11 protein-coding genes are annotated in these 12,109 nt (G+C 67.4%); 6 read left to right on the top strand and 5 right to left on the bottom strand.

Translation table 11 applies throughout. From position 1 onward, the window contains the following. Window positions 1-8 precede the first annotated feature (8 nt). Genes AC5Y36_RS10425 through AC5Y36_RS10435 form a run of 3 tightly spaced genes read right to left on the bottom strand, consistent with a single transcriptional unit; the run spans window position 9 to window position 2,688 of the window. Window positions 9-968 (bottom strand): 2-hydroxyacid dehydrogenase, encoded by a 960-nt coding sequence (locus AC5Y36_RS10425; RefSeq protein WP_500040826.1) that lies wholly within the window; start codon window positions 966-968, stop codon window positions 9-11. After that, entirely contained in the window at window positions 965-2,080 is a 1,116-nt protein-coding gene (locus AC5Y36_RS10430; protein ID WP_500040806.1) for an alpha/beta hydrolase family protein, read from the bottom strand. The genes AC5Y36_RS10425 and AC5Y36_RS10430 overlap by 4 nt, the downstream gene beginning before the upstream one ends. Beyond that, window positions 2,077-2,688 (bottom strand): TetR/AcrR family transcriptional regulator, encoded by a 612-nt coding sequence (locus AC5Y36_RS10435; protein WP_500040807.1) that lies wholly within the window; start codon window positions 2,686-2,688, stop codon window positions 2,077-2,079. The genes AC5Y36_RS10430 and AC5Y36_RS10435 overlap by 4 nt, the downstream gene beginning before the upstream one ends. 104 nt (window positions 2,689-2,792) lie before the next feature. Here AC5Y36_RS10435 and AC5Y36_RS10440 point away from each other — a divergent pair, with 104 nt between their 5' ends. Further along, window positions 2,793-3,368 carry a VOC family protein gene (locus tag AC5Y36_RS10440; RefSeq protein ID WP_500040808.1) on the top strand — a complete coding sequence of 192 codons (576 nt, stop codon included), beginning with the start codon at window positions 2,793-2,795 and terminating at the stop codon, window positions 3,366-3,368. Here AC5Y36_RS10440 and AC5Y36_RS10445 read toward each other — a convergent pair. Then, the gene (locus AC5Y36_RS10445) at window positions 3,365-3,991 is read right to left on the bottom strand and encodes a TetR/AcrR family transcriptional regulator (RefSeq protein ID WP_500040809.1); all 627 of its coding nucleotides are present in this window, start codon (window positions 3,989-3,991) and stop codon (window positions 3,365-3,367) included. The two genes, AC5Y36_RS10440 and AC5Y36_RS10445, sit on opposite strands and share 4 nt — an antisense overlap. A 97-nt stretch (window positions 3,992-4,088) precedes the next feature. Here AC5Y36_RS10445 and AC5Y36_RS10450 point away from each other — a divergent pair, with 97 nt between their 5' ends. After that, on the top strand, window positions 4,089-4,985 hold the full coding sequence (locus AC5Y36_RS10450; RefSeq protein ID WP_500040811.1) for an oxygenase MpaB family protein: 897 nt from the start codon (window positions 4,089-4,091) through the stop codon (window positions 4,983-4,985). A 4-nt stretch (window positions 4,986-4,989) separates the two neighbouring features. Here the strand turns inward: AC5Y36_RS10450 and AC5Y36_RS10455 are convergent, their stop codons facing one another. Next, entirely contained in the window at window positions 4,990-6,198 is a 1,209-nt protein-coding gene (locus AC5Y36_RS10455) for a PGRS repeat-containing protein (protein WP_500040812.1), read from the bottom strand. A 221-nt stretch (window positions 6,199-6,419) separates the two neighbouring features. Here AC5Y36_RS10455 and AC5Y36_RS10460 point away from each other — a divergent pair, with 221 nt between their 5' ends. The 4 genes from AC5Y36_RS10460 to AC5Y36_RS10475 form a co-directional block, all read left to right on the top strand. Continuing rightward, window positions 6,420-7,337 carry a LysR family transcriptional regulator gene (locus tag AC5Y36_RS10460; protein ID WP_500040827.1) on the top strand — a complete coding sequence of 306 codons (918 nt, stop codon included), beginning with the start codon at window positions 6,420-6,422 and terminating at the stop codon, window positions 7,335-7,337. Window positions 7,338-7,629: 292 nt separating this feature from the next. Continuing rightward, complete coding sequence (locus AC5Y36_RS10465; protein WP_500040813.1) at window positions 7,630-8,826, top strand: PucR family transcriptional regulator; 1,197 nt, start codon at window positions 7,630-7,632, stop codon at window positions 8,824-8,826. Window positions 8,827-9,396: 570 nt separating this feature from the next. Next, complete coding sequence (locus tag AC5Y36_RS10470) at window positions 9,397-11,130, top strand: GMC family oxidoreductase (protein ID WP_500040814.1); 1,734 nt, start codon at window positions 9,397-9,399, stop codon at window positions 11,128-11,130. A 229-nt stretch (window positions 11,131-11,359) separates the two neighbouring features. Continuing rightward, window positions 11,360-12,109: catalase (locus AC5Y36_RS10475; RefSeq protein WP_500040815.1), on the top strand; the 750-nt coding region annotated here is incomplete at its 3' end.

Below are 12,109 nucleotides of genomic sequence, written 5' to 3' on the forward strand. Positions count from 1 at the left end.
GAGCTTACTCATCGGTCAGAACGTGATCCAGCCGTGTTCACCAGATGGGCCGGCGCCTCGCCGTCGCGCAGTCGGCGGCAGTTGTCGATCGCGATGTCCAGATAGCGCCCCATGGTGTCGGCGGTGTACCAGCTGACGTGCGGGGTGAGCACCACATTGCCCAAGTCCAGCAGTGGGTTGTCCGGTTGCACCGGCTCGACGGCGAACACATCCAGACCGGCCGCCGACAGCCGGCCGGCTTCCAGCGCCTCGACCAGGGCACCCTCGTCGACGACCGCGCCGCGAGACGTGTTGACCAGCACGGCACCCCGCTTCATCCGGGCCAGCGCGGTCCGGTTGAGCAACTCGTGGGTGGCCTCCGTCAGCGGCAGGTGCAGCGAGACGAGGTCGCTGGCGGCGAGCAGGTCCGGCAGTGGCCGCCAGCCCGGATGCCCGTCATCGCGGGTGCTGGTATGCAGCACCGCCGCGCCCATCGCCGACACCATCTGCGCGACGCGTTTGGCGATGTTCCCGTAGCCGACGAGCCCCACGGTGCAGCCGCCGATGTCGCGGCACTCCTGGCCCAGTTCCGGGTCGGCGGGCCAGCCCCGACCCTCGCGGGTCAGCCGGTCCAGCACCGTCAACCGGCGCAGCGCCGCCAGCATCAGCAGCACCGTCCCCTCGGCCACCGACGCCGCGTTGGCCCCGGGCATGTTGGCGACTGCGATGCCGCGCTCGGTGGCGGCCGCCACGTCGACGGTATTGACTCCGGCGCCCAGTTTCTGGACCAGTCGCAGCCGCGGCCCCGCCGCCAGGTCCGCGGCCGACAGCGGTCGCAGCACATGCCAGATCACTTCGGCCGCGGGAATTTCAGCGCAAAACGTGGCGTCATCGTCGGCTGCGCACCATCGGACATCCAGCCAATCGGCTTCGCGGGCAACCCGTTCGCGCACCGTTTCACCGGGAACGAAGTGGGCCAGAACTCTCAGGGCCACCGCGCGGCGATCCACTCTGCGACGGTGTCGGCCTGCTGGTCGCGCGTACCCGGGGTGGTGAAGTAGTGGTCGGCGTCGATCGAGCGCAGCGTCTTGTCGCTGCCGGCCAGCGCATCGTGGATGCGTTGGGCGTCGGACGGGAACACCCCGGTGTCGGCGTGAGCGTTGATCACCAGCGCCGGACAGTCGATGCGGGCCAGGTGCGGCTCGGCCCGGGTCTGCGCGGTACGCAGGCTCCACATCCCCAGCCAGTTGCGCAGTGTGCAGGCCGCCGCGATGCCGCGTGCCGAGCGGTTGGCGGTCACCGGAGCCCCGGCGTAGCAGGAATTGGGTTCCCGGCCGGTCGGTTCCAGGCTCGGATCGACCATCCGTGGATCGGCCCAGGTTCGCATCACCGTGAACGGGCGATCGGAAAAGCCTGCAGCGCGCACCCGTTCGAGCTCGGCCTCGGCCCAATCGGTGATGGCATGGTTTCGGGCGACCTGGGCCGCCCGATAGCGGCCGACGAACTCCGGCGGGTACGGCGGCCCGTTGCGCTCGTCGAACAGGTCGAGTTCGGGATCGGTGGCGACCGGGTCGTTCTCATCGACGACGGCGGCGTCCATCCATGCGGTCAGCACCTCGGGGCGACCAGGGTGAGCGGCGCTGGCCACATAGCCGTCGGCGGCAGGCAACTCGGTCACCCCCGCCGCCGGTCGCATCCCCGGAAACGGTGTCACATTCGGGTCGACGGCCTGCGACTGATAGGCGGCCATCAACGAGCCACCACCCGAATTACCCAGCAACACCACGGTTTCCACGCCGGCTGTCTCGCGTAGCCAGCGCACTCCGACGCCGATGTCGACCAGTGCGTGATCCAGCAGGAAGCTGCTCTCGAAACCGCGGAAGCGGGTGTTCCAGCCCAGGAACCCGATGCCGCGGGCGGCCATGTACTCGGCGAGATAGTGCTCGGAGAAGTCGATCTGATAGTGGGTAGCGATCATCGCCACCCCGGGTGTGTCGCCCGCAGGCCGGTGGTACACCCCCTGGCACGGGTGCCCGCCGGCGCCTGCGCGTTGCGCGGTAGGGGAGGGCAGGCCGATGAACTCGCGGACGATCGGGGTCATGAGGCTTCCTTGCAGTAGACGGCCCGGTAGAAGATGTTGCCCAGGGTGTCGATACAGGCTTGGTCGTCCGGTTCGGCGGCGCCGCCGGTGCCGCCGAGCTGGACGTAACAGAACTGGTTGAACATGGCCACGATCGCCTCGGCGATCAACCGTGCATCGTCACCGGCGCAGTGGCCGTCGTCTTGAGCGCGTTTGACCATCTCGGTGATGAACGAGATCGGGATGGCGCAGATGTCGGCCCAGTACTGGGCGAAGTCGTCGCTGATCATCGCCAGCTGGGACACGCTGATCATCTCGGCCAGCTGGTGCCGGTAGGTGTGCCAGTGCGCGGCGGCGGCCTGATGCGCCCGGTCCCGGTTGGACAGGCCGTGGCGGGTCACCGTCGCGGCCCGCTGGCCGGCTTCGTCGCGGAACCGCAACGCCCACTGCCGGACCATGTCCTCCTTGGAGTCGTAGTAGTTGTAGAACGACGCGGTGGACTTGCCGGCTTCGGCGGCGATGTCGGCCACGGTGGCAGCCAGGATGCCCTTGCGGGCGACGACCGAACGGGCGGCGGCATCGATCGCGGCCTGAGTCGCTCGACCGCGGGCGGTCGGCTGTACCGCCATCCTGGGCTGCGCCGACATCTGACTCCCGGGTTGCTCCGTTGATCCGATCTGAACCTGATGTTAGATTCAGTTTCAGGTCTTGACCATACGCCGGAGGATTGCTGATGATCCGACCACGCAACGCCAACAGCGAATTCGAGTTGGGTGGGTTCAACCACGTCGCGCTGGTGTGCGCGGACATGGCGCGCACCGTCGAGTTCTACTCGGGCATCCTGGGCATGCCGCTGGTTAAGGCCCTGGACCTGCCCAACGGTATGGGGCAGCACTTCTTCTTCGACGCCGGCAACGGTGACTGCCTGGCGTTCTTCTGGTTCGCCGACGCTCCCGATGGCGTACCGGGTATCAGCGCGCCCGTCGCGATCCCCGGGATCGGCGATATCGTCAGCGCGGTCAGCTCGCTCAATCACATCGCCCTGCAGGTGCCGCCGGAGAAGTTCGACGAGTACCGGGCCACCCTGAAGGCCAAGGGTGTGCGGGTCGGGCCGGTACTCAACCACGACGAGTCACCGATGCAGGTCTCGGCCACCGTGCACCCGGGGGTTTATGTGCGGTCGTTCTACTTTCAGGACCCCGACGGCATCACCGTCGAGTTCGCCTGCTGGGTCAAAGAGTTCACCCCGGAGGACGCCCGCACGGCTCCCAAGACCGCGGCGGACCGCCGGGTGGGTGCGGCGACTTAGACCCGGTACAGCGCCGGATCGCCGAGTTCGTCGACCAGCGCGGTCAGCTGGTCCACCAGCTGGTCGGGCTCGAGTTGCACGTCACCGGCCAGCCACGCGCTGATTGTCTGGGCCACCCCGCCGACCACAAAATGCGCGGCCGCCTTGATCCGGTCGTTGCCCGGCACCCGCAGCACATTTTCGACGTGGCGGCCCGACAGCATCGCGAACAGCGCGCTGGATTCCGCTCGTTTGCGTACCAGCACCGCGTTGGCCAGCTGGGTGCTGAACAGCAGCCGCCCGACCCGGGCGTCGCCGGCCACCGCCGCCACGATGTGGGCCATGCATGCCCGCGTCTGCTCGGCCGGGCCAACCGCCGCCATCGCGGCCTGGGTGCCGGTGGCCAGCGCGGTTACCACCCAGTCGAAGACCGCGGCCACGAACTCGTCCTTGTCGGTGAAGCTCTCGTAGAAATACCGGGCAGCCACGCCGGCGCGGCTACATACCCCGCGCACGGTCAGTTCGGTCATCTCCGGCGCGCCCAGCAGGTCGAGCCCGGCCGCCAGCAGGCGTTCCCGACGCTCGGCCAGCCGGTCAGCTGCTTGTACACCCCGGTACGGGCGCTCACGAACCGCGGAAGCCACGGCCACCATCTTGGCATCCGGTGGCCGATCTTGACAGCTGTCTGAGCCCACGGCAAAATCAGGAATCAAACGTTCTCACAATTAGCGAGGTGCGGCGATGGCAGTCCCATTGGTGGAGCGGTCGGTCAACGACGCGCCGCAATCAGGGCCGCGCCGGCGATCCTGGCTGCGCCAACCGCGCTGCACCGACGGCGCGATGATGGGCGTGGCGCTGCTGGCCGGCCCGGCCAACGTGATCATGCAGTTGGCCAGGCCCGGAGTGGGCTACGGGGTGCTGGAGAGCAAGGTGGACAGCGGCCGCGTCGACCTGCACCCGATCAAGCGGGCGCGCACTACGTTCACCTATCTGGTGGTCGCCACCCAGGGCAGCGACGCGCAGAAGGCGGCGTTCCGCGAGGCGGTCAACCGAGCGCACCGCCAGGTCCGCTCGACGGCGGACAGCCCGGTCAAGTACAACGCGTTTGACCGGAGCCTGCAGCTGTGGGTCGGTGCGTGCCTGTACAAGGGACAGGTCGACGTTCACCGCATCTTCCTCGGCGAGATGGACGACGAGCACGCCGATCGGCACTACCACGGTGAGGGCAAAGCGTTGGCCACCATGCTGCAGGTGCCGGAGGAGATGTGGCCGGCCGACCGGGCGGCCTTCGACGAGTACTGGCATCAGCAGCTGGACCAGGTGCACATTGACGACACGGTGCGCGACTACCTCTACCCGATCGCAGTGGCCCGGATGCGCGGGATGACGCTGCCCGGCGGGCTCCAGCGTCTGCCGGAAAGCCTCTCGCTGCTGATCACCGCCGGTTTCCTGCCGCAACGGTTCCGCGACGAAATGGGGTTCGCGTGGGACGACGCGCGGCAGCGCCGCTTCGATCGGCTGATGGGTTTGCTGCGGGTGGTCAACGGGGCGCTGCCCGGTTTCGTCCGGCACTTCCCGTTCAACGTTTTGTTGTGGGACCTGGACCGCCGCATCCGCTCCGGTCGCCCGCTGGTGTAGCCCGTCAGGTGCAGGGTGTCTGGGTGCCGCTGCCCGGACCGCAGGGGTTGCCGTTGCCGCCTCCGCCTCCGCCTCCGCCCCCGCCGGAGCCGGGCGTGACGCCGGCGGTGCCCGCAGTGCCGGCTTGACCGGAGATGCTGGCTGCGCCACCCGCGCCGCCGGCGCCGCCGCGACCACCGGGGCTGCCCGGGCCCTTGACGCCCGCGAAGCCACCGTTGCCGCCGTTACCGCCGTTGCCGCCGTCGCCGGACTGCAGCGCGGCGCTGCCGCCCGCACCTCCCTTTCCGCCTGCACCGCCCGCCGAGGTCGCATCACCGGTCGTGCCGTCACCGCCCTTGCCGCCGTCGCCGCCGTCGCCGCCGTTTCCGGACTGCCACGAGGCGCCGTTGCCGCCGTCGCCGCCTGCGCCGCCCGCGCCACCGATGCCGCCGTCGGTGCTGGCCGCACCCGCGCCGCCCGTGCCACCATTGCCGCCGTTGCCGACCAGGGGTCCGGCGTCGCCGCCCGCCCCGCCGTCGCCGCCCGCGCCGGCCGCGACCACCGCCGCCCCGCCGTCGCCGCCGTCGCCGCCATTGCCGTACCAGGAGCCGCCCGCGCCACCGTCACCGCCGGCCCCACCGTCGATGCCGTTGCCGCCGATCCCGCCGTTGCCGATCATTCCGGCGTCCCCGCCGGCCCACCCGGCAATGTGGTCGAGGCTGCCGTCGGCGCCGGTCCCACCGTCGCCGAAGAGGAATCCGCCGTCACCGAGGTCACCGAACAGCCCGCTGCTGCCGAAGATCGAGGTGTTGGCCCCGGTGAAGTCGTCGATGCCGTTGCCGATCAGGGCGCGCCCGAACAAGTCGATGTAGGGCTGGTTGAGCATGTCGACGAAGGCCTGGTTGTCGGTGATCCAGGTGTCCAGGCTGGTGTGCAGGTCCTGGTAGAACTGCTGCATGGCGTCGGTCGCCTCGAGAACCGGGGCCGACATCGCGTCCAGGCTCGCGCCGCCGAGGTCCAAAGTCGAGGTCGCGAGGTCCCCGGTGCCGATCAGCGCGCCGTCGGTTGCCGCACCGGTGGCGTTGTCGATCAGGGTGTCAATGAGCAGGTCGAACGGATCGGCGTGAGCTGCCGGCGAGGCGATCAGCGGGATCACTCCGAAGGCCAGGAATGCGCTGACGGCGGAGCCGGCACTAAGTACGCGACGCCGTCCGTGGTGATGCCGTCGAGCCATCTTTCCGCCTCCCTGAAAAGAACGTGAGTGTTCATAAGCTACCCGCAACGAGGTATTCGCGGAAGAACAGGGCGAATTTATCCGCTTTGTCGGGTATTGAGCGCCTTCTGAGTCGCGAACGCGTATCTAGACTTGATCTGCGGCGTCGCGACGGCGCCGGGACGTCGACCGGGGGCCGCGCAGTGCTGCCCGCCGGGCGGTACGACGTGGTCGAATGGGCAATGCTGTTCCGCCAGCTCGAATACTTCGTAGCGCTGGCGCGGGAACGCCACTTCGCCCGCGCTGCGGCTGCTTGCTACGTGTCGCAGCCCGCGCTGTCGGAAGCCATCCGCAAACTCGAACACGAACTGAAGGTTCCGCTGGTCCGCCGCGGACAGAAGTTCGAGGGCCTGACTCCCGAGGGGGAGCGCCTGGTGTTGTGGGCGCGGCGCATCCTGGCCGATCGGGATGCGCTCACGCATGAGGTCACGGCCCTGCAGACCGGCCTTACCGGAGAGCTGAGACTCGGGGTGATCCCCGCCGCGGCGAGCACCGTCGCCCGCCTGACCGACCCGCTGTGCGCCGCGCACCCGCTGCTGCGCGTGCAGCTCGAAACGAGCCTGCGATCAGCCGACATAGTCGAACGGGTGCGCCGATTCGAGCTGGACGCGGGGATCATCTACCCGGACCGCCAGGACACCGCCGACCTGGTAGTCACCCCGCTGTATACCGAGGAACAGGTGCTGGTGGCCGGCACCGACCTGCTCACCGGGCAATCGGAGACCATCAGCTGGTCGGACGTTGTGGAGTTACCGATCTGCCTACTGGCCGAGGGAATGCGCGGCCGCCGGCTCATCGACGATGCGCTGGCCGGTCAGGGTCTGAGCCTGACACCGCGGCTCCAGACGGACTCGATGGTGGCTCTGCTGGCCCACGTGGGCACCGGCCGGTGGGCCACCATCGTTCCGCAGACCTGGGCCCGCGCCCTGCAGATGCCCGGCACGCAGACGCTGCGGCTGCACAGCCCGGTGCTGACCGCCGTGGTGGCGCTCGTCACCAGCGCCGCGCAACCGGGCTCGGTACTGGCGCGTGCGTTGCTGCAGACCGCGCGGCAAACCGGCATGGGTGATGCTGTGGACGGGAGCCGCCCCGATCGCTGACCACCTCCGTCAAGCGTTCGATCGGTCCGGCCTATCACCTGGTCGAAATTGCGTCTTGGACGCCAAAGGGCACTGCCCAGCACACTGAAAACCACTTCCGCAACGACGAATTCAGCAGCCACGCCGTTGCGGTGGCACAACCGCGACGATGCGGGCCGCGACGCCCGGCCACGTGAACCGCGACCAACCGCCGAGAGGTTTTCATGACGGATACTGCATGCGCGACAGCCATTTTCGGCAGCGCACTGTGTGCCGCCCTCACGCACCAGCCGCCTGCCTCACCGTTGGGGGCATGATGGACGACGCATCGGCTGCCCTCGACGGTGCCCGCGTGGCTATCCCGGGCAACGCCGGGGCGGGGGACTGGCTCATGCTCATCGACACCATGCGGGACGGGCATCCGCACCTCGTCAGCCGGATCAGCGAGTCGATCCGGGCCAAGATCCCCGCCTACCGATCGATCTCTCACCAGGCACTCGACATCGAGGTGGAACTCGAGATCGACCGGGTGTTGCGTTCTGCGCGCGCCGGCCAACAAGTCTTCGACGACGGGGATCTCGCGGAGCTCGCCGCCATCGGTGAAATGCGGGCCGGCCAGGGAGTCCCCGTCGACGACCTGCTGCGGGCATGGCGCATCGGCGTCGAGCTGGTGGTGAGCTACGCACGCGAAATCGCACGCAGTCTCGCCATCGATGACGACCAGGTCCTGAAGTTCGTCCAGTCGATGCTGGCGTGGTCGGATGCCGCCATGGTCACTACGGCCAGCGCGCATCGCCGAGCCGAGCTCGCCCGGGTGACAGCCGTGGACCACGGTCAGACGGAGTTTGTTCGCGGCGCGTTGCTGGGCGCCATGCCCGCCGTCGAGCTGCGGGTCCACGCCGAGATCTACGGGCTGGACCCCGCCGGCGAATACCGCGCGATTCGGGGTCGCCTGGATACGGCCACCTCAGCACGCCAGCTGGAGATGGCCCTTGGACTGCAGAATCCGGTGGACCGGAGAAAGGGTTTGTGCGCGGTCATCGACGGCGACCTCGCCGGGTTCCTGCTCGAGCCGCCGCCACGTGACCTCGACGGGATCGTCGGGTTCGGACCGCCACGGCGGCTGGAAAGCCTGGCCGAGTCCTACCGGCTGGCGGCGCGGGCACTGGTGACCGCGGAGGCCTGCAGCCTGCGGGGCGCCCACGACATGGCGTCATTGGGCCTGCGTTCGGCGGTCGCGATGGACGCCGATATGGGTGAGCTGCTGCGGCGGCGCTATCTGGAACCGTTGACCGCGGGGGGATCCGCCGACGATCTGATCGCCACGCTGCGCGCGTACCTGGCATGCGGGCTGCGGGTGGAGAGCACCGCGACGCGGCTGTTCGTCCACCAGAACACGGTGCGCTACCGGCTGGCCCGCTTCGAGGAGCTGACCGGGGCGAGTCTGCGTGAGACCGAAGTGCTCATCGAGGTGTGGTGGGCGCTGGAGCTGTCGGCGATGCACATGTAGGGGCCACCAACGGGTGACACGAAATCTCGGAGCTGGCTCCGTGGCCATCCGATCGGAGAGGGCGGAGAGTTGAGGACTGCGGTACCCGGCGACCTCGCGGTCTCGCTGTGGGGCCGCTGCGATCGGCATCGCCGGCGGAGCGGGTTCGTTCCGGCCTGCCGGGGGTAACGGGCGTCATGCGGGGACTGGCCAAGGACGCCGGACTCACCGTCGAGCAAGTCGGGCAGATGGTAACGCTGGCTGTGCCGTCCGAATACCCTAGGCGCGCTGCGCTTCTCAAACAAGTCATCGCACTCTATGGCCGGGTTTCCGACGCCGTCGTCTGGAGTGCTTGCCGAAGCGCAAGCCGCTCGCTTCGTCGACGGATGTGAAAAGCATTGGGGAAAGCAAGAATTCATTATGGACGCTGAGTTTCGGCGTGCCCAGATCGCCGGACGGCGGCGGGTTTGGAGTCGTCACCAAAGTCGGTGGAGAAATCTCGGAGTGGACTCCGTAGCTTCCCGTCCTGAACCGCAGCAGGCTGCTAGCTGCAGCGGAAAAGTGTGGAAATCCCTACCTGAGGAGGAATTGATGGGTGACCGAACTCGTTTCGACTTCGTCGTCGTGGGCGGCGGCACCGCGGGATGTGTTGTCGCCGGCCGCCTGGCCGAGAACCCGAATGTCAACGTCCTGATCGTCGAGGCCGGCGTCGGAAACCCGTGGGAGCTTGACGGGGTGACCACCCCGGGGACGGCGATGGAACTCCGCCACAGCCAATACGACTGGGACTACAAGGCGAAATTCGTCGACCGTGGCGTGTGGGAGCGCATCGACAAACAAGACACTCGCGGCAAGATCCTCGGTGGTAGTTCGTCAGCCAACTACTTCAGCTGGGTTCCCGGCTGTAAGCCGACCTACGACCGGTGGGGGGAGTACGGCGGCTCGGAGTGGACCTGGGACCAGTTGGTCCCCTACCTGCGCAAGAGCGCGAGCTACCACGACGACTCCGGAATGTTCTCCTCAGACCTGCAGAAGATCGGCCAGGGCGGGCCGCTCCCGATCTCGCACAACCTGATCCCGGAGCTGCAGCCCTTCCGTGACGTCATCACCAAGGCCTGGACGTCCCGAGGCGAGCCGCTGACCGAGAACATCTTCGATGGTGAGATGAAAGGCCTCACACATGCGGTCAACACCATCTACAAGGGCGTGCGCTCCGGCAGCTTCCTGTTCGTCAAGGACAAGCCCAACGTCACGATCGTCTCCGAGGTTCGCTCCAAGCGCCTGATCATCGACTACGCCGACCGCACCTGCAAGGGCGTGACGATCATCGACGCGGCCGGCAACGAGGTCGACTATTACGCGAACCGTGAAGTCATCCTCGCCCAAGGCGTGTTCGAGAGCCCGAAGCTGCTGATGCTCAGCGGTGTCGGTCCCGCTCGCGAGCTGGCCAAGTACGGCATTCCGGTGGTCGTGGATTCGCGCCACGTCGGCCAGCACCTCTATGACCACCCCGGCGTGCCGTTCGTGCTGCGCATCAAGGACGGCTTCGCTTTGGACAGCGCGCTGCTGCGCCCCGGCCCCCAACATGACGCAGCGGTCGCGGCCTACGAGAAGGACCACTCCGGACCGCTGGGCTCGGGTCTGCTGGAGATGATCGGGTTCCCCCGCATCGACAAATACCTGGAGAACGACCCGGTCTACCGCGAGGCCAAAGCGGCCAACGGTGGAGTCGACCCCTTCTCCCCAGAAGGGCAGCCGCACTTCGAGATCGACTTCGTTCCCGCGTTCGGCAGTGCGTTCCAATGGCAATACCCGACGCCTCCCGACGGGGACCACATCACGGTGATGGTGGACCTGGTCCGCCCCGCCTATGACGGCGGTGCGGTGACGCTGAACAGCGATGACCCGTTCATGGCACCCAACATCAACCTGAACTACTTGTCCAGTGAGCTGGACATCATCGCGTTGCGCGAAGGGGTTCGGTTCGCCTACGACATTCTCACCAAGGGTGACGGATTCAAGGACCTCGTCGTCTCGCAATACCCGTGGGATATGCCGCTGCACTCCGATGAGTTGATGAGGACGTCAGTTCAGGACCGGGTTCAGACGTCGTATCACCCGTGCGGCACCAACCGACTGTCCAAGAACATCGACCAAGGCGTGGTCGACCCGCAACTCAAGGTCCACGGCGTCAACAAGCTCCGGGTCATCGATGCCTCGGTGTTCCCGATCATCCCGGACTGCCGCATCCAGAACACCGTCTACATGGTCGGTGAGAAGGGCGCGGACCTGATCAAGGCGGACCACAAGGACCTGTTCAAGTAGTGCAGCCGAGTGGGTTGTCGTGGTGACCGCGGCGTATCGGGGACGTGTCGAGTCCCTTGGCACAGCCGCGGCCACCGCTGGCACCTGCGGGTACCCGCGAGATTCTCGAGGGCTGGTTCGCCGGCAAACCGATCCGTTCGGAGTACCCCGAACGTCCGGGGCGGATACCGGCGCCCCGTCATGGGCGCAGTCATGACCAGTCCAGACCGCAATGAGGAGAGGTAGCGAAATGACGGACAACTTCACCACCACCGATGGGGGCGCTCCGGCGCCGAGCAATGAGCGGTCGTTGACGCTGGGGCCAGATGGTCCGATCCTGCTGCAGGACACCTACCTGATCGAGCAGTTGGCGGCGTTCAATCGGGAACGGGTACCCGAACGTCAGCCGCACGCCAAGGGAACGGGGGCGTTCGGGCGGTTCGAGGTCACCAACGACGTGAGCGTCTATACCAAGGCGGCGCTGTTTCAGCCCGGCGCGGTGACCGATGTGTTCGTGCGGGTGGCCGGCAACGCCAGCGAACGCGGCAGTGCCGACACGCTACGCGACTCGCGGGGGTTCTCGCTGAAGTTCTACACCTCGGAGGGCAACTACGACATCGTCGGCAACAATGTGCCGATCTTTTTCATCCGGGATCCGATCAAGTTCCCCAACCTGATCCGGTCGAACAAACGGCGCGCCGACAACGACTGCCACGACCACAACATGTCGTGGGACTTCTTCACCCAGTCGCCCGAGTCTTCGCATCTGGTGACCCTGATCATGGGGGACCGGGGTATCCCGAGAACGTATCGGCATATGAACGGCTACGGGCTGCACACGTTCAGCTGGGTCAATGTCGGCGGAGAGATCTGTTGGGTCAAATACCACTACAAAACCGATCAGGGCGTCCAGTGTCTGACCCAGGAAGAGGCTGACCGGCTGGCCGGGACCGACCCGGATTGTTGCCAGCGCGATCTGTTCGATGCGATCGCGCGTGGT

Source organism: Mycobacterium sp. NGS50, assembly GCF_059812545.1.